The sequence below is a fragment of the Stenotrophomonas sp. 22DLJC03 genome, from assembly GCF_056861405.1.
Genome location: NZ_JBSPUG010000003.1, coordinates 538732 through 556955, shown reverse-complemented (window position 1 = coordinate 556955; position 18224 = coordinate 538732). Strand labels below are relative to the sequence as shown.

The 18224-nt window shown below is 60.1% G+C and carries 16 protein-coding genes and 1 tRNA gene; 6 read left to right on the top strand and 11 right to left on the bottom strand.

The window, feature by feature from the left end:
• Positions 1-75: 75 nt before the first annotated feature.
• Positions 76-717 carry a glutathione S-transferase family protein gene (locus AC13GA_RS13285; protein WP_482998332.1) on the top strand — a complete coding sequence of 214 codons (642 nt, stop codon included), beginning with the start codon at positions 76-78 and terminating at the stop codon, positions 715-717.
• A 22-nt stretch (positions 718-739) separates the two neighbouring features.
• Here the strand turns inward: AC13GA_RS13285 and AC13GA_RS13280 are convergent, their stop codons facing one another.
• Positions 740-1147: a hypothetical protein gene (locus AC13GA_RS13280; RefSeq protein WP_478474131.1), complete on the bottom strand. Its 408-nt coding sequence runs from the start codon at positions 1145-1147 to the stop codon at positions 740-742.
• A gap of 49 nt (positions 1148-1196) precedes the next feature.
• Positions 1197-1616, bottom strand: a complete 420-nt coding sequence (locus AC13GA_RS13275) for an H-NS histone family protein (RefSeq protein ID WP_046983405.1) — start codon at positions 1614-1616, stop codon at positions 1197-1199.
• 116 nt (positions 1617-1732) lie between these two features.
• On the opposite strand from AC13GA_RS13275, the gene AC13GA_RS13270 reads away from it, so the two are divergent.
• Positions 1733-2125, top strand: coding sequence for a DoxX family protein (locus AC13GA_RS13270; protein WP_046983406.1), 393 nt, complete (start codon positions 1733-1735; stop codon positions 2123-2125).
• A gap of 24 nt (positions 2126-2149) precedes the next feature.
• Here AC13GA_RS13270 and AC13GA_RS13265 read toward each other — a convergent pair whose 3' ends face one another.
• From AC13GA_RS13265 to AC13GA_RS13245, 5 genes are all read right to left on the bottom strand, one after another.
• Positions 2150-2836, bottom strand: a complete 687-nt coding sequence (locus AC13GA_RS13265; RefSeq protein WP_482998331.1) for a hypothetical protein — start codon at positions 2834-2836, stop codon at positions 2150-2152.
• 117 nt (positions 2837-2953) lie between these two features.
• On the bottom strand, positions 2954-3580 hold the full coding sequence (locus AC13GA_RS13260; RefSeq protein ID WP_337302239.1) for a hypothetical protein: 627 nt from the start codon (positions 3578-3580) through the stop codon (positions 2954-2956).
• 43 nt (positions 3581-3623) lie between these two features.
• A complete protein-coding gene (locus AC13GA_RS13255; RefSeq protein ID WP_046983408.1) occupies positions 3624-4169 on the bottom strand; it encodes a GNAT family N-acetyltransferase in 546 nt (181 codons plus the stop codon).
• A 555-nt stretch (positions 4170-4724) separates the two neighbouring features.
• Positions 4725-5000, bottom strand: coding sequence for a hypothetical protein (locus tag AC13GA_RS13250; RefSeq protein WP_482998330.1), 276 nt, complete (start codon positions 4998-5000; stop codon positions 4725-4727).
• 402 nt (positions 5001-5402) lie between these two features.
• A complete protein-coding gene (locus AC13GA_RS13245; protein ID WP_482998329.1) occupies positions 5403-6728 on the bottom strand; it encodes a hypothetical protein in 1326 nt (441 codons plus the stop codon).
• A gap of 461 nt (positions 6729-7189) precedes the next feature.
• Between AC13GA_RS13245 and AC13GA_RS13240 the strand changes: the two genes are divergently transcribed.
• Positions 7190-8143: a hypothetical protein gene (locus AC13GA_RS13240; RefSeq protein ID WP_482998328.1), complete on the top strand. Its 954-nt coding sequence runs from the start codon at positions 7190-7192 to the stop codon at positions 8141-8143.
• A 956-nt stretch (positions 8144-9099) separates the two neighbouring features.
• Here AC13GA_RS13240 and AC13GA_RS13235 read toward each other — a convergent pair.
• Positions 9100-9807 carry a response regulator gene (locus AC13GA_RS13235; RefSeq protein WP_482998327.1) on the bottom strand — a complete coding sequence of 236 codons (708 nt, stop codon included), beginning with the start codon at positions 9805-9807 and terminating at the stop codon, positions 9100-9102.
• A 1114-nt stretch (positions 9808-10921) separates the two neighbouring features.
• Here AC13GA_RS13235 and AC13GA_RS13230 point away from each other — a divergent pair.
• The 3 genes from AC13GA_RS13230 (at position 10922) to AC13GA_RS13220 (ending at position 15257) form a co-directional block, all read left to right on the top strand.
• Positions 10922-12127, top strand: a complete 1206-nt coding sequence (locus AC13GA_RS13230) for an SIR2 family protein (protein ID WP_482998326.1) — start codon at positions 10922-10924, stop codon at positions 12125-12127.
• Entirely contained in the window at positions 12124-14844 is a 2721-nt protein-coding gene (locus AC13GA_RS13225; protein WP_482998325.1) for a hypothetical protein, read from the top strand. The genes AC13GA_RS13230 and AC13GA_RS13225 overlap by 4 nt, the downstream gene beginning before the upstream one ends.
• A gap of 149 nt (positions 14845-14993) precedes the next feature.
• Complete coding sequence (locus AC13GA_RS13220) at positions 14994-15257, top strand: hypothetical protein (RefSeq protein ID WP_482998324.1); 264 nt, start codon at positions 14994-14996, stop codon at positions 15255-15257.
• 128 nt (positions 15258-15385) lie between these two features.
• Here the strand turns inward: AC13GA_RS13220 and AC13GA_RS13215 are convergent.
• The 3 genes from AC13GA_RS13215 to rpoD form a co-directional block, all read right to left on the bottom strand.
• A tRNA-Ile gene (locus AC13GA_RS13215) sits at positions 15386-15461 on the bottom strand.
• A 70-nt stretch (positions 15462-15531) separates the two neighbouring features.
• Positions 15532-16200 carry a hypothetical protein gene (locus AC13GA_RS13210; protein WP_482998323.1) on the bottom strand — a complete coding sequence of 223 codons (669 nt, stop codon included), beginning with the start codon at positions 16198-16200 and terminating at the stop codon, positions 15532-15534.
• A 135-nt stretch (positions 16201-16335) separates the two neighbouring features.
• Positions 16336-18192 carry an RNA polymerase sigma factor RpoD gene (gene rpoD / locus AC13GA_RS13205; protein ID WP_046983410.1) on the bottom strand — a complete coding sequence of 619 codons (1857 nt, stop codon included), beginning with the start codon at positions 18190-18192 and terminating at the stop codon, positions 16336-16338.
• Positions 18193-18224 lie beyond the last annotated feature (32 nt).

The following is an 18224-nucleotide window of genomic DNA, read 5'->3' as shown; positions in this document are numbered from 1 at the left end:
AATGGCTGTCGATTTCCCGCCCCGTCGTTCGTCGGAACAGGAAAGGCGGGCCCTTCGGCCCGAAGGAGTACCCCGATGTGCCCCATCCTCACCGCCTTCGCCACCTCCCCGGACCGCGGCCAGGGCCTGGCCCGTGACATGCGCGTGCGCTGGACGCTCGAAGAGCTGAGCGTGCCCTATGACGTGCAGCTGCTCACCTTCGCCGAGATGAAGCAGCCCGCGCATCTGGCACGGAGTCCCTTCGGACAGATTCCCACCTGGCAGGAAGGACATCGGGTCCTGTTCGAATCCGGCGCGATCATCCTGCACCTGGCCGAGCAGCATCCCGGTCTGTTGCCGACCGATCCGGATGCGCGCATGCGCGCCATCATGTGGGTGTTTGCCGCGCTGAACACGGTGGAGCCGCCGATTGTCGAACGCTCGATGGCCTGGGTGCTGGAGCGCGAGCAGCCCTGGTACGCGCAGCGGCTGCCGATGCTCGATGAGCGTGTGCGTATGCGGCTGGCGCAGCTGTCAGCGTGGCTGGGCAAAGCCCTGTGGCTTGACGGTGACTTCAGCGTGGGCGACCTGATGATGGTCTCGGTGCTGCTGCGCCTGAAGAGCAGCGGCCTCCTCGACGAGCACCCGCAGGTGGTCGCCTATGTGGCCCGTGCAACGCACCGCCCCGCCTACCAACGTGCGTATGCCGCACAGCTGGCAGTGTTCCAGAACGCCTGACGCTACGCCCCGTGGGCAGGCCTCAGTGCAGACTGCGCCGGCACGCCGCCTGTACCAGCATCAGCTGCGCCACCAGGATCAGCATCGCGCAGCCCGACAGCAGCCAGGGGTCGATGTACCACTGTTCATTGAAGCTGAAATTGCCGGCGGAAATGCGCTTCCAGCCGTTGAAGTGCTGCATCGCCGCCACCACGAACGCGAAACCGCCCGTGGTGTATGAAAGCCAAGGCACGATGAGCCCGCCGGGCCGCGCGAACAGCACCAACAGGCCCAACAGCCCGATACCCGTGCGCTGCACCCGGCAGTATGGGCAGACGTAGGCCACCCCACTCCATTCCACCGACCAGGCCAGCAGACTGATCAGCACGGCTGCGGCGCCTGCGGCGTACAGGATCTTGGGCGCAATCGTCATGCTGCCGTTGTGTTGCATGCGTGCTCTCTCTCTGTGCAGATCCTGGCAGGTTAACAGCGTGGCCTGGTCAATCCTTCTTGAAGACCGTGCGCTTGCCGATCGGGCTGCTCTTGCGCGCCGTCGGCCGGGCCAGGCCGGGAATCAGGAAATCGGTCACCTTGTGGCCCTTCTGCACCTTGGACGCCAGCCAGCGTGGCATGCGCCCGCGGCCGGACCAGGTCAGGCGCTTGTACTCCGGGTCGCGGTACTTGGCCGCCACCTTTCCGGTTCTACGCCTCGCGGGCTTGCGGCTGGGTGCGGCGTCTTCGACGGCTTCTTCGCCGAAGAGCTCTTCGAGCGTATAGCCGGCTTCGGCCGCTGCGGCCTTCAACATGCGCCGCACCGCACTGGCCGGGCGACGGTTGGAAATCAGTTGTCTGCGCTGTTCAGCGGCAGCCACCAAGGCACCCAGTTCCCGAAGGCTGAGCGATTCAATATCGATCGTCATGGCGGGAAAGGTCTACTGCGGCATGGCTGTCTGTCAAGACGCCCTATCTGGTTGTATACACAGGCTTCACCGGCGCTGGGCTCCGATCGGCGTCGCCAGCCCCTGAGGACATCCACATGAGCCACTCATCGCATTCGCTTGCCTACCTGCTTGCGCGCATCCTGCTGATGGCATTGTTCCTGGTCTCCGGGCTGGGCAAGCTCGGTGATCTCAGCGGCACCCAGGGCTATATGGAAGCGATGGGTGTGCCGGGCATCCTGCTGTGGCCAACCATCGTTTTCGAGATCGGCAGCGGGCTGTGCATCCTGCTCGGCTTCCAGACCCGGCTGGTGTCGATCGTGCTGGTGGGTTTCAGCCTGATCACCGCCTTCATCTTCCACCACAACTTCGCAGACCAGACCCAGCAGATCATGTTCCTGAAGAACCTGGGGCTGGCCGGTGGCTTCCTGCTGCTGGCCTGCACCGGCGCCGGGCGCTACAGCATTGATGGGCGCGGGCGGCGCGGGTAAGCGCCGATCCGCGACGCGCACGCGCTAGCGGCGAAGCTCAGCCTCCGGCGCCAGCGTGTGGATCACCCTGCCCTGTGCATCCAGGAACTCGATGGCACCGTAACCCTCGGCCGTGACGGTCAAGCGCAGGCGCGTGCGGTCGGCCTTGTCATTCAACGCAATGGCCGGGGTGCCGTCAGGCCCGACCATCAGACCGATACGGGTGGGTGCCTGCACGCCGGGAATCAACTTGTTGCCCAGCGCAGGCTCGCGGATCAGCTTCGGCGCCTGGTTGAGCGAAAAACTCACCGCGCCGTCCGGCGATACCCGCCAGCCAATCGCATCCATCGCCGGATGATCCAGCGCCAGCACCGCCATCCCACCATCGACGTCGGCAGTACCGAAGCCACCACGCTCGCTGCCCTTATCGTCATACAGCACCATGCCGGCCACGTTGAAGGCGCGCTTGTACTGCAGCCCATCGATGATCGGCGCCGGCGTTCTGCCGGACAACGTCATGCGGATCACCCCCGTGTCATCGACGATATCGATGCGCCGTGCGGTGATGCGCTCGTGGTCCGGTGTTTGCACGCGCGTTTGTGGTGCCTTGTCGACGATCAGGCGCTGCAGGGTTTCAACGGAAGGGCGCTTGGGTGATTCGGATGGCTCTGCAGCGGCAGGCAATGCAGCGAGCGCGGTCAGGGCGACGAACATGCGGGCACTGCGTTTCATGCGGACTCCTGGACGGGTGGCACGGCAGGCGCTGCCTCGAGATGTGGCAGCGCCGTGGTCGAGCATCCCGCAGATGATGGCCTGCTTCAACATCGGGGGCGATCCGTCGGGGCCCGCTCAATAGTTTCGTTCTGGTTCGCTCAAAGTCTGGAAGCGCAGGGCAAGACCGTACTTTTCCTGCAAGGCGGACAGAGCGCCACGGTACCGTCGCGCCTCAGCCTCATCGCCCCGGATGCGAACGGACGCGGCATGGGCATGCGCATCTCCGCTCAACCCGACATAGCCCGGGATGCTGGCCGCAGCCTCCCGGCTGATGGCACGCAGCCGCTGCGCGAATGCTTCTTCCGTGAACGGATGTCCGGTCGAGAATTCCACGCGGACGCGACCTGACGGCACAACCAGAGTACGGGGCGCGACCGGAGCATCGCCTTGCAGCGACACCCGCACATACAGGTCTGTCGCCTGCATGAGGCGGACCTCAAGCAGACGGCGTGCAAACTCGGCCTGCAGGGCCTGCAGATGCGGCGGAAGTTCACCTTCGATCCTGGCCCGTTGCCGGGCTTCATCCAAGGTGATGCCGGGGGCGCGCGTCATGATGGATCGCGCAGAGATCGCTATCTCTTGTTCCATCTCATGGGCCTGCGCTTCATCCACTGCACGGCCCTGAGCGACAGACTGCGCACCGAGAGTGATGCCCGCAAGCATCAGGATCGAAGCAACGACATGCGTACTGGTTACCCTCACCCTCTCGCTCCCTGCAACCGTGACCTATGACGTCGGGCTGTCGCTACACACCCCTGGCGCGGTCGGCCTGACTGATCTTCAGCAGATGCGTCAGCTTCTCGTACTCCCCACTCCTGCAATGGACAAGCTTTTCCTGCGCGAACCCAAGATTTCGATACATCTTGCCCAGTCGCGGATTGGAGGCATCAGCCAGCAGACCAACCTTGGTAAAGCCTCGGGCCTCCGCCTCAATGATGACCCTGCGCACCAATTCGCCAGCTATGCCTTCGCCCCGATGATCCGGATCGACCGCCAGCGAATCAATGTAGACCTCATCTTCATCGGATTCCCTGGGTTCACTCTCTTCCAGACCGCTTACTGAGCTGTACCGACTTTCATCCGTGCCATTGAAAAACAGGATGCAGCCAATGACTGCGCTACCTTTGCGCGCGATCAAAACGTTCTCAAAATTGAAGTAGACATCTGAACGTGCGAAGTTCTGCTCAAAGTGTGCCATTGCCTCGGACAACGAGGGCTTCCCTGATAGAACAATGACGGCCTCTTCATCAGCCAATGCAATCAGCCGAACGACAGCACTGGCATCGCTCACAGCTGCCTTTGTTACTTCAAAATTCCTCTGCATACCGACAGCCTCGACAGATGTGACCGAACCATAATCTCCGCACTGGGAGGTTTTCTGTCTGCATGAGTCGTATGCTTCCGTGTGTCATTCATGGAACCTTTCAACTGCAGACCGCAATGCACGCAACTTCGATCTTGCTCCGAAGTCCTTTCAATGGGCTTACGGTGAATAGGACGCTTGCCTTCCCTAAATAACGGTAACGCCAGACCTTGGATCCCGAGGGGCGCACTTCGACGTACACACAAGCCATTGGCGTCAGCCACACGGAAGGGACTGGCCTTCGGCTTGAGCGAGCGCGGCCTGGTGTCGATCAGCATGTGAGTCGAGCGCCTGTGAGTCGCCCAGGGGCGTCTAGCCCGCTGACACACAGCCTGACTCACTTTTTCGTGGATGCAAGTGGATGCCGCTGAACACCACTGGACGCTAGAACCACCTGTAATCAAGCGACACAAGGGCTTTGCGAACGCCGCTGGTGTTCGCACCGGCATAAGTTGTCCGTCCACGCCAACCATAAGCTGTCCGCTACTCGGGTGAAACAGGAGGTCTCAAGGCGTTCTCGAGCCAGGTAACCACATCGTCCCGCCGAGCGAACCAACCGCGGCGCCCTTCCAGCATGAACATTTCGATTGGGAGGCGCGCGGTTCTGCGGGCCTTGGCAAGCGCTTCGCGGGTCGGGAAACCCATAAGACGGGCCGTATCGGCGGCCGAGAGGATCGGAGAATCAGGGATGTGCACGCCGGCGGTGACGAAGCTCAACCGGTCCTTGGTGCTGGGGGCTGCAGGAGCCTTTTCCGGCATGGGGCAAACCTCGCAATAGGTCGCCCCTGTATACACAACTTCAGGCCCGAATTCGGAACCCAGAGCGGCCAACTTATGGTTGTTTCACCAGCATAAGTTGGCCATGCCGGACAACTTATGGTCGGAGGAACAGCTGGTGTTCGTACAAGCATAAGTTGTCCATGGCTTTGAAGCATAAGTTGTCCGCCACAGGCTTACGCAACCCGCGCACCTTCCATGGCCTGTCGTCCAGCAGGGCATTGCGACACCTCCAGTTAAGAGAGCGGGCGCGGGCACTGCCGGCCGAGGGTGGACGAGGCGGATCCCAGGAGTTAGCTCCACGCTGCCACATATGGCCCAGCTTCTCCCCCTTACTTAGCTAAGGGGAGGAGCCATTAGAGAATGGGCCACGCTCCCAAATCCTTATCGGTGCAGGCGCGTGTACCACTGATTGGGGTGCCACTCCGGTTTCGTACCACTGTCTTCGAGATGCGTCGAGGTTGTTGCCGCACCAGCCGCCCCTTCACGCTCATGCTCAGACTCATCTATTGGCTCCAGGGCAGGCCGTTCCTTCGCGTCGAAGCACCACCAATCACTCGGCTTTCTCTCCCACGATCCGCGACCAGTAAAAGAGTCGCTCAGAGGAACCCTGGGATCGGTGATTGCCCTTGGGTTCGAACAAATGGGATCCAGCTCTTGGACCTGCAGATCCACCCACTCAAGCCAAGCCAGCGCCTCCGGGCTGCTGTCTCCCGTCTGCTCAAAAGCCGCTATGAATCGCCTCAGCCGCTCCGCACGCTCCCAGGCCGACAACTGGTTGACCAGCTTCAACCGTTGCAGCCTGAGCGTCTCCTCCGCACGTGCCGAAGCTATCCGACGCTTCTCGGCTTCCTGGGCTTGAGCCGCTTTTTCCTCAGTCTCGAGACGATCTGCCAAGAGCTCAGCCTCCCATAGCGGCATGGTAGCTACGACTTCGTGCAGTTGCATCTCTAGAGGCTTGTTGGCGCGATCTTTCCAAGTATGGGGGCAATTCCTGATCCGGTACTTCCCGAAGGCCAAGGTGAACTCCCCCGTGCCAACCAGTACATGAGTGGGCCGCCATGAATCGTGGTGTTGCTCGCCCCTCCGTCCCGGTGGCCGTGGCGGCGACGATGGCACCGTTTGCTTGGTCCTCTCATCAAGGCGGAATGTGACTACCCCTTCTTTGAGGACCAATTCGGTCTCTGCGCTCCTCTCTGAGACCCGCACCTTGCAGCCCTTCTCTTCGAATTGCTTGATCAGCGTGTCCATCAAGATCAGAGCACGTTCGAGCTGGGCGGCCGACGTTCTCACCCGCAGGAGCTTGTGATTGTTCAACGGGATGATGCCCTTGTCCTCCCTTCGCCCTTTCGCAGCAGCTTTGAACTCCGCAACCAAACGGTGAGGCCTGACCAATTCCGGAGGAACCTCGATCAGTGGACTGATCGGAATCTCGGATTTAGGAAGTTTGGGGGGCGGATTCTCAAGCACTGTGAACATCACGGACACCGGCTGGTCCGACTTGGCTTTTGGCAACGGCGCTGCCCCCACAGCCCTGCCAGCCTTCACGCTGGCCCAGTGCCCTCGGCTTGGCAGCGGGATACCCGCTTTCCGACAGGCCTTTGCAATAGCAACGTCAGACACGCCAATCTCCTTGGCGATCACTAGCACCGGCCGCTCCCATACCATCTGGTAAAGATCTTCCCGCGTGAATTTGATCTGCTTGTACATGTCGTCCAATCACCCTTGAAGTTTGTCGCTCTCAGCCCGCCTTCGAAGTCCCACCGCCACAATTCCCCACTTCCGCCCCAGTATGGGCATCAGCGAGGCTAGGGCCTAGAGATAGCAGCCTCTATGAGAGGCCCTGACACCCTGCCGACAGCTGGCCTAGCAATAAGGATTGCGACCTTCACCGGCCGTGCAAAGAAGACCCGCCCTGCGGCCCACGCCGGGTGTGGGGTCGGGGGCCTTCAATCCCCAACGAGACGGAGATTGGACAAGAGAAGGCGCCCCTCCGAAGAACAGATCAACGGCTTCTGGCAGCGGCGCTAAGAGCTTGCTGAGCGATTGCATCAAGACTATCTTCTCTGGCGCAAATAGAGCTGTGCGGGCTCTTAACCAGGGAAGATGTAATGACAGACTCAAGTAATCGAACTGCGCCACCGCCAGAGCACCCGCTGAGCAGCTCCAAGATGGATGACTCTCTTAAAAGTAGAATCGACAAGGCGGTTGCTAAGAGATTGGATCGCTATGCGGCGTTTGACGAATTCTTCAATTGTTCAAACGAACTGTTCCGCAAGCTTGCAGACGGGGACCATCAAGCTCGCTACTACGAGACGATCTACTCGTTCTGCATTTGCCCTGGGGGCGCCATGGGAGGCGACAATCGTCTTTCTGTGGAAGTCTTCTTCGGCAACAGGCCCTTTGATAAAGGACCTAGTCGCTCCCACATTTCACTAGTCGCTGAGCAGGGCGCAAGGCTCCACTACATTCGCTCTGACGATGGATCCGTTTTTTGCACACTGACCCCTGCTCAGACCGATCACATCAAGCCCGCGGAGCTGTTGATTCTTCTGGAAGTAATTTCCAACCCGAGAGAGCTGCTGAAAGTGCAGCGGCTTCAGCGCCATTTCAATCTGCTAACTGCATACATGGCAATGACGAGCCTGGATGGAGACCCTTCGCTCAGCCAGCGCATGCGATATTTCCACCTGCAATGGTTCAAGCGGCACTGCGTCTTAAAGAAGAAGAAATCAAGGCTAAAGCGCACCCGCGCCGCCAAGGAAATCCGACGAATAGGTAGATGGGTTCTGACGATTGGCCTGAGCGGCGCCTTGCTTTTCGGCCTTCAAAGGTGCTGGCCCTCGCCAGACGATTCCGTGCCAGCGATCAACTTGGCGGCAGCTAGTGCTCGCGAGGGCTCGGATGACATCAAGGCAGCCCTTGCTGACCTACGCAGTATTACTCTTGATAGCACACAAATTCAGTCAAAGGACGCGCAGCAGATCATAGAGCGGCTGAACGGAATTCTGGAGCGCATCTCCGCCCCTGCTGCGGTCGAGGATCACGGCGCCGCCAGCACAGCAGTCAGCAAGCGCGGCACTGACAAGCCCGGTACTGAAGTAGGCTCAGTGCGAACGCCATGACCCACAGAAGCTGCGGAACTAGGGACGATGATGCAGCTTCAAACTCAAAGTTCATCGCCACACATCACCACCGCTCCTCAATGCAGGCTCCCTCCCGCTTATAGTCTGGCGCAAGGGTCGGACCAGGGCGCCAGACACTTTGCATAGCGTTTACCTATGCTGGCCGCGAATCTGGTCGATGTGCGTCCCTAACCAAGCTCGAACTTGTATCGATAGCTGACGAGCAGGATTTGGCAGCAGAGTACTGGTAGATGATTATCCCTTCCGCATCAACGCTAGCAGTCGAGAAGTAATGCGCGCCGTCCCGGATGTAGAGACCGCAGACAATTTCCAATGAGTTTGCGAGCACTTCTTGGCGATCATATATACCGCCCATAAGGATGATCTTCTGCCTCACTTCGTCTCCGTTAACCAGTACGTTCAAACCAGAGTCGATCGTGTTCCTCTCGCGCGTGTCGGAACGTAGAACTATTTCGATAGTTGGCAATACAATCGCTGCCCACCCTATAGGCTTGCAGTGTCTTATGCTGGCGCCGATGCCTCCAACCAGGCTCGCCGAACAGCGCCCCCGCCCCCACCCGGCCTGAGCTCTCGGCGGGATTACATCGCGGAGCTGCTGTCCTGATGCCCCCCCTGATCGCATGGCGCGCCAGGTGGATGCTGACACGCCGACCGTACCTTTCAGCCCCTCTTCGCTGTGGTCGCGCCGACAACCTTCGATGCTGTCACGGAGTTCAGTTGATGCTGGGGACTGATTTTCGCTGAGGCAGGGGACACGATGGAGATCATCACTTGCCACGCCAGCTTCGGCCATGCGCAGAACGTCGCTAGTTTGCAATGTGGAGAGTGACTCTTAACACCAACTCCCAGGAGCCAAAGAATTGGAACTGCGAACCTGGCTAATACTCGCCGGTGTGCGGGCGTTGATCTAGGCCTGCGAGAAACAGAGAGGCTTCCTAGGCAGCGCTCAACCAATCGGGCGAGCCAGTGTCAATGTCGGCCGCCCAATCGGCGATCTCTCCGTACCCTCCCATCAAAGCGGCTTCTCTTAGGCGATGTGCGAGTCTGCGGCACTCCTCCCAGTCGCCACCGATCGCCGCGGCCTTCAAGGAACTCAGATCCTCAATGATGGACCGACGATGCCTGTCGGCGAGGCTGCCAGCGCTGAAGAAATCAGGGGGACTGTTGAAAGCAGACTCAACCACCGGTCTTCCAGTCCAAAGATCCAACAGTGCTCGCAGCTCGCCGATTCTCACCGGCTTTCGCAGCACCCCGTCCATTCCAAATGAGAAGCATTGGGAAAGATGATGTGCATCTGTCGCTGTTGAAAGGGCAATTACCGGAGTTCGCGCGCGTCCTTCTTTGGCTTCCCTAATCCTCAAATTCTGAGTTGCCGTGTATGCCCATACTGTGGTGCGTGCCAGCGCAAACGACTCAGCAAGGCAGAGCTGGACCGTTGTTGCATTTGCAGCCAAAGCCTGTGCGACCGAATTTCGCTTCAGGAGTACGCCGCGCATCCGGAGTTCGGTGAGCTCCAAACTGAGCAGCTGGTCACTCGCCTGAGCGAAGTTGAGGGCGTCGTTGCAGGGTCGTTGACGAAATTCTTGGCAAGCATCGATACCCCTCAGGTCGAGCTCCAACGAAAACTTGGGGACCTCTTCCATACGCGGCACCGCCCACCTCGGCCCCACCTGACATCACTGGTCTCCGTGGCCGCCAACTTCAACGTCGACATTATCCAACTGATTGTGGATCCTAAGTTGGCTGCCGCACAGGCTAGCTTGGACATTGGTAGCGCATTGCCACAGCGAAAGCGGCGCCAGACCACGCACCTGCGAGGCGAGCGCTCGCGCTGGTTCAAGGGGGAACTGGAAGAAGCTATTGCAGCTGGACCACCCTATCCCTCTACGGCAGAGTTTTGTCGCAGCCGCAACTACAGCCTGTGTGCTGCCAGCACCACGTATCCGTTATTGACGGCAGAGTTGAGCAGGAAGCATTGGGAGTGGTGGAATGATCGGGCCGAGCGGCGAAGGCGCGCCGCTGTACGTATCATTGCATCGCTGACAAGACAAGGCACAAGGTTGCCCATCAAGGCGCTCACGCGCTTGGTCGTTGAGCGGTCTGGTGCACCAGTCCACGTTGTACGTCGGCTGCTATCCACTCAGGACTAGCTGATCGGCGAGATGCACCACTTTGACCAAGGAGCCCAAAGGCAGGGGCATCTGCGCACTGAGGCGGGATTCGGTTCGGTCGAACCTTCCAGGCGGCGGACCTGGCGGAGCATGTACGGGAGTCCTCCCCCGACAACCGCGCAAACTGCCTTGGCTGGCCAGCGCAGGACGTGTACATACGGCACGCAGCGGGATATAGCATAGGAGCGAACACGGCGTGACACTTCACGCGGGAGCCTGCCCAACCGTGTCGAGCGCGGAGCCCCGTAAACTTAGATAGACCGGCTGCCAGCCACGGTCGCGGCCTCACCACACCTACAGCAAGGGGCCATTTCTCCCCTTGCTTGTCAGTAAGCCGGCATCCTCCATCCGTCAGATCGGGAGTGGGCGCGGCGGTGTGATTGAAAATTTTGCGCACCGAGCATGATGTGCAGTATCAGCCGGGTGATGCGAGAATCATTCAATCGGCAGGCATAGAGTTCTAAAGTACCACGCCGGTGTCAGATCAAGAGCTTGGGACCCATCACGCAGCCGAGCCAAGCCGTGTAGGTTTGACCCGCATCGCGCGCCCACCACCTCAGCAGACGTATCTAACCTTCCAGAAGCCATGAATTCGAAGGTCCCACTTAGCAGATCGCAGTCCCCTGATCGCTTGATCTCCCTGGGCTCGGGATTGCCGGTCGTACCTGAGCGACTGCTGCTTGCGCACGCGCAAGGAAAGGTACTTTTCATTGCCGGTGCGGGGGTGTCCAAGCCTGCCGGCCTTCCCGACTTCGGCAAACTCGTTATTGATGTTTACGCCAAGCTCGACACGAGCGTGCATGCCGTAATTTCCGCCACCGAAGCTGCACCTGTCGGGCTTGATGGGCTGACCAACCAACAGGTGGCCGAAGTCAAGCGGTTTTGGCGAGGAGACTACGATGTCGTGCTTGGCATGCTCGAGCGCAGGATTGATGACTTACCCAGTGTGGCCAGTCGGGTAAGGGCGGCATCTGCTGAGGTGCTGAGAGAATCAGGCGGTAAGCCGGCCAGGATCCATAGGGCGTTGATGCGATTGGCAGACCGAGGCGCAGGTACAGCGATCGTTACCACCAATTTTGATTTGCTGCTGCAGGCCGCCAGTCCGGCGAAGCGGAAACCCCAGACCTACGCGCTCGGCGGAATCCCGAGACCAACTTGGAGCAGTGAATTTTCCGGTGTCTTTCACATCCATGGCGCGCTTGATCCTAACCTCCAGCGTACCGCCGACCTGATCCTAACCGACCAGGATTTTGGCGAGTTCTACATGCGTCGACGCTCCATCCCTGACTTCATCTACGATGCGGCGCGCCTGTTCCATATTGTCCTGATCGGCTACAGCGCCAATGATCCTCCGATGCGCTACCTGCTCAGCGCAATCGCCGCAGACGGGGTCCGCTTCGACGACCTCAGGGAGCGCTTCACGTTTGTCGGTTCCGAGGCACCGGATCCGGTCCAGATCGAGGACTGGAAAGGTCGGGGCATAACGCCTATCGCCTATGACGAGAAGGAGCATCACAAGGCCCTATTGGACCTGCTTGAGCGCTGGGCCGAGCTATCGGCGGTCAATGGCGATCCGCGACGAGTCGATGCAACCATCAAGCGCATCGTGAAGCTGCCCAGGAGCCTAGCCACCGAGGCTGATCGTGACCTGTTCGATCATCTGCTGCGTCGGGGAAATTCTACTGATCGCGTTCGACTATCGAACTTGGCGTCCCGGGCCGGCGCGGACATGGCCTGGCTTGATGCCATTACGATGATCGCGCTTGAGCAAGACAGCGAGATCTCGGCATGAGTACCTACCATTTCCTGCTCAGTGACAGGGACCGAGACGCTGTTCGAGCGGTGAGAGCGTTTCTGCACGGGCGCCTTGCTGAGCAATCGACAATCGACTGGGCACTAAGAACCAAGCCATATGAGATTGTTAAGCGCATGGCGGTGCTGGAGTCCTTGGAGTTTCTCAATCCCCACGAGCTTGCTGAGCCCTGGTACTCGGCTTGGCGGCTGATCGAGCAAAGCTGGGAGGAGGAGACGCTAAACAATGCCTCCAGTGATGCCCACCACCTGCAGCGTCGAATTGATGCCGGCGAGCGATCTGGCTCCTTGATCGCCTCGATCATTGCCTTGGTCAAGCCTCGGCTCAAAATTGGTATCCGTTCGCAGCCATCTCATGGACCAGCGGCAAAGCGCCCCCGCCGTGTTGAGGACGTGTTCTTCGCATCGCTTGGAAGCCACGAGTTGATGAGGCCAGAGATTTTTAGACTTGATCGCATCGAGGATGTGGACTTTCTTATCGCTCTGGGGACCGTTCTGGAAGGGGGTGTCAGTAGTGGCTTGAGCCTGGGCCGCAGGCTCGGATGGAAGGGCGACCACAAATTCTGGCAACTGGGGGATCTCTACTACGTTGCCTACCTCACGCAAGGTGATGAGGCGCACAACTGGGATATCGACGAGTTTCATCATGGGATTTCGCCATCGGTCAAACTGCTCAATGCGGTTGTGAAGCGGATCGCTGCACTCGACGTCCCCCAAGCGAAGGCGTTCGTTTCTCGCTGGAGTCAGATCAGCACGCCAGTGCACCTTCGCCTGTGGGCATCGTTGTCGCAAAACCCCGATCTCGCCGCACCAGCCGAACTGACTGAGTTCCTGCTCTCCTTGGAAGACAGGCCGTTCTGGGACGTCCATACGTTCCCAGAGGTGGCCGAAGTGCGGTCGCTTCGATTCAACGACGTGTCCGATTCAGCCCGCTGTAAGATTGTGGCTCGCATCAAGCGGGGTCCGCCTGCGACCTACTGGCCACGCGGCTCGGATCGCGAGCGCGTCAACGGCGCCCGACAATACTGGGCCGTCCGTGAGCTTCGGCGCATTGAGGTCGCTGGTAGCCAGCTTGATCCTTCAGCATCGCTGTGGTTGGCTGAACGCATCGGCGGGCATGCCGAACTTGTGCAGATGGATTCGGTCCAGTTTGACTTCCTCTCTTCACCACTGTCACGCGGGGTGGCACCGGCGCCAGAGGATCGATACGACCAGCTGTCAGGCCAGGAACGATTGAGCGCTCTTGAAGCAGCGCTTGGCTCGGCCCGCAGCAGTTGGGACGATGACCCTGCTGAACGTGCTGGAGCATGGATCAGCACTGCAGGAAACGCAGACAGCATCTTGGCTGATCTGGAGACCGCCGTGGAAGGCGGCAGGGACCACCCTAACGTGTGGGATCGCTTCGGCTGGAGTCATAGCGCCCCGAGCCGCGAGACCGAACAATCACCGGGCTACCTGCAAACGGCCGAGCGCGTACTGAACCTGCTCAGACTTGTCCCGACCTCCACTCTGGTGAAAGCGATTCAAGGCATTACCCATTGGATGTCAGCCTGGCAGCGTGTCATCACGAAAGCGCCACAGCTGCCTGATGTGTGGACGACGCTTTGGCCCGTGGCCGTCGCCGTTACAAATGGAACCGAGGACGTTTCAGATACCGTCACGCTGGACGAATCCATCACAGCCGCCCAAGATCTCGACGTTGAGAAGCTAGACACCCTCAACACGTCCGCCGGGCGCTTGGTGGGCGTGTTCCTAGAGTTGTGCCCGAGCATCGAGGGGAACCAGAATCCGTTCGCGACGAGCAGTTCATTACGTGCCATGCGCGAGGCGATCGCTTCCGCTGAGGGCAGATCGGGTCTGATCGGTCGACACCGCCTGATTGAATCGCTTCCTTACTTCTTAAAGGCCGATCGAGGCTGGTCACGTGAGACCTTGATTGGGCCACTGCTCGCCAACGATGCTGGTTCGCTGGCTTTGTGGCGGGCAGTTTCGCAACGGAATCAGTTCACCTCCGTGTTGAAGGAGATCGGGGACTACTTTGCTGAAAGAGCCCTCGACAGGCGACTGGGACGCCGATCCAGGGGCTCTCTGCTCTCCAGCCTCGTGCTCGAATCACTTCATGCTTACCGTGAGGTTCGGGAGCCAGTCGTCCCGAATGCGAAGGTTCAGCAGACAATACGATCTGTTGATGACGAGGTACGCGCCACAGCTGCACAGATCGTGCAGCGCTTTCTGATTAGCATGTCAAAGAGCCCCTCTGTTCGGCCTGGACAGTCTGCAGAGGAGGTGTTCCAAGGTTCGATTGCCCCGTTTCTCGCGAACGTCTGGCCTCAGGAGCGTTCGCTGGCCACTCGGGGCGTCGCTGCCGCTTTTGCCGACCTACCTGCTAGCGCCGGCGACGCCTTCTCTGAAGCAGTCGATGCTATCTCACGGTTCATCGTCCCGTTCGACTGTTGGTCGATGCACAGTTTCGGCTTTCACACCGGCGCAGAGGGAATGCCAAGCCTGGAGTCCATCGATGCACCTGCAAAGGCGGCGGCGCTGCTGCACTTGCTGGACAAGAGCATCGGTGCGACTGAGGGATCGGTCGCGCCCATGGATTTGCCGGAAGCCCTAGAGCAGATACGACGCGCTTCGGTCAATCTGGCGCAACAGCCCGCCTTCCGACGCTTGGCTGCTCGTTCACGCTACCGCTAGAGAGGATCCTGTCGGGCGCACAGGATCACGACCCAAGTCTGGATGCCAATGTCTGCTCGGCGGCGTCTCCAGCCATTCCCATTCTTCTGTTTTGAAGGGATGACTGGAGCTAGCCCACGCTACAATGAACTGGCTGCCACGGACTCACCATGACTAGCAAAGCTCAGCGCAAGCAGGCTCTCATTGAAGCCACCGCGTCGCTTCGGCTGGAGGGCCTGCCCATCCTTCAGCGAGATGATGATATTTACGCTGCAGCCATTGACGGATCGCACCGAGGCTCGCTGCGCGATGCCGTCCTGGCACGTATTCGCGCCGAATTGGTGCTCAACGACACTCTTGCCACTGCTCCGGCCAAGGCGCGGAATTCAGTCAGCATGAATTTCCCAAAAGCCAAGCCCTCGGCTGATTCCTGACCTAAGAGCGGAAGCTAGGCCCGGCCCTCCAGCCAAGCGGACATCTTTTGTTTCTTTGGGAATCATAAGTTGGCCAAAGCGGACAACTTATGGTTCAAGGAACAGCTGGACTTCATTGGACGTCCAATTGGTGGGCCCACCAGGATTCGAACCTGGAACCAAGGGATTATGAGTCCCCTGCTCTAACCGTTGAGCTATAGGCCCGGTGCAGCCTCACAGTGTAGTGAGGCTGGCAATGGGTTTCCACTGCGCGCCAAACCAGGCCCGTGCGCCACTACTGCCCCAGGCGCTGCATCAACCGATCCAATGGAGCACGGTTGTGATACTCACCGCGCAGGCCGCGCTCGCGCTCGCCACACTCCCCATTGTCGGCCACCACCAAGTCGGTGCCGCGCAGCAGTACTCGTGTCGTGCAGCGCCCATGGTGCAGGTACAGCACGTCCTCATCCTCCTCTGGTGCAACACGGCCCAGAACCCGCGGCGCGGCGCCCTCGCCGTTACCAGGTACGCTCAGCTCGAATGCGCCCCCCTTGGCTGCGATGTCGATGGCATTTCCGTCGCTGCGCTCCCAATGGGCAACCCAGTCGGTCAGGCTGGTCTCGACATAGTTGCTCGTTTTCATCACGCGCGGCTCCGGTGCCCAGCCCACCACTTCCTTGCTCGGCGGACGTGCTTTCACGCAGTAGTAGCTGTTCCAGCGGTCGCCGATCACCAGGCCAGTGCCCGGTTCCATCTCCTCGCCACTGCGGCACCCATCACGCTCTTCGTCCAGGCAGCCTTCCGCCTCGCCCAGCAACAGCACCTCCCCGGCGTCGACCACGCGGCCCACGACATAGTCGAACTGGCTGCTGAAGAAACTCTCGGCATTGCACGCCGGCGGTTGTGGAGTATCCGCCCAGGCAACCAGCGGTGACAGCGAGAGCAGCAGGATCGGCAGTTTCATCGGCATTCCATTGACCAGGGCGAAAACAGGACACGTATCCTATCCCCTCGCCTGCAACGCGGATGATCGCAGGCAAAAAAAACAGACCCCGCTTGCGCGGGGTCTGTCAGGTGCTTCATGTGCAGCGGATACGCGTCAGTCGATATCCAGGAAGCTGCGCAGCTGCTCCGAGCGGCTCGGGTGACGCAGCTTGCGCAGGGCCTTCGCTTCGATCTGGCGGATGCGCTCGCGGGTCACGTCGAACTGCTTGCCGACCTCTTCCAGCGTGTGGTCGGTGTTCATGTCGATGCCGAAGCGCATGCGCAGCACCTTGGCTTCACGCGGGGTGAGGCCGGCCAGCACGTCACGCACGGTTTCAGACAGGTTGATGTTGGTGGTGTTCTCGATCGGGGACTCCACGTTGGTGTCCTCGATGAAGTCGCCCAGATGGGAATCCTCGTCGTCACCGATCGGGGTTTCCATCGAGATCGGCTCCTTGGCGATCTTCATCACCTTGCGGATCTTGTCTTCCGGCATGTCCATTTCCTTGGCCAGCTCCTCCGGCGTGGCCTCACGGCCGTACTGCTGGAGCATCTGGCGGGAAATGCGGTTCAACTTGTTGATCGTTTCAATCATGTGCACCGGGATACGGATGGTGCGCGCCTGATCGGCGATCGAACGGGTGATGGCCTGGCGGATCCACCAGGTCGCATACGTGGAGAACTTGTAGCCACGACGGTATTCGAACTTGTCCACGGCCTTCATCAAGCCGATGTTGCCTTCCTGGATCAGGTCGAGGAACTGCAGGCCGCGGTTGGTGTACTTCTTGGCGATCGAGATCACCAGGCGCAGGTTGGCCTCGACCATTTCCTTCTTGGCCTTGCGCGCCTTGGCTTCGCCGTAGGCCATGGCACGGCTGAGTTCCTTCAGATCGTCCAGGTCCAGCTGGGTCAGCTTCTCGATGTCGATCGTCGCCTGCTGTTCGGCGATGATCTGGTCCTTCACTTCGCGCAGGGCCGATGACCACTTCTGCTTGCGCTTCAGTGCGTCTTCCACCCACTCCAGGTTGGTCTGGTTGCCTTCCCAGGAGCGGATGAAATCCTTGCGCGGCATGCGTGCGGTGACGGTCGCCAGGTTCAGCACGCGGCGCTCATGGGCCTTGATGCCGGCCATGGTGTCGCGCAGCTGCTTGGTCAGCACGTCGGTCAGCGGCAGCGGCAGCTTCAGGGTGACGAACACCGCCGACATCTCCTCGCGGAGCTTCAGCAGGCTCTTCTTGTCGCCCTTGGCCACAGCCTTCTTGAACGCATTGAAGGCATCGCTCAGCGCCTGCATGCGCGCGGCGACTTCCTCCGGGTCCGGACCGGTCGGTGCGGCTTCTTCATCGCCGCCCTCGACATCATCGTCCTCTTCCTCGTCAGCGTCGGCGTCTGCGTCGTCACCGTCATCGGAGGCAGCGGGCGCGGCCGGGGCGGCCACCTCTTCAGCCAGGTCGTTGAAGCCGACGATCACTTCGGCCAGGCGCTTCTTGCCTTCCTTGTGGGCTTCGTAATCGTTCAACAGCGATTCGACCGACACCGGGAACTGGCCCAGTGCGGCCTGCACCTGCGAAAGGCCTTCCTCGATGCGCTTGGCGATGGCGATTTCGCCTTCGCGGGTCAGCAGCTCGACGGTGCCCATTTCGCGCATGTACATGCGCACCGGGTCGGTGGTACGGCCACCTTCGGTGTCGAGTGCGCTCAGCGCGGCGGCAGCTTCTTCGGCCGCGGTGTCATCGACTTCGCGGTTACCGGTGTTGCCGTCGTTGAGAAGCAGGGTTTCGACATCCGGCGCAACTTCATGGACATCAATGCCCATGCCGTTGATCATGCCGATGATGTCTTCGATCTGTTCCGGGTCGACCATGTCGTCCGGCAGATGGTCATTGACTTCGGCGTAGGTCAGGTAGCCCTGTTCCAGGCCCTTGCTGATCAGTTGCTTGATTTCGGATTGGGCAGGACGTTCGTTGGCCATGTAGTGCTCGCGCCACCGGCTAGGGGGAAATA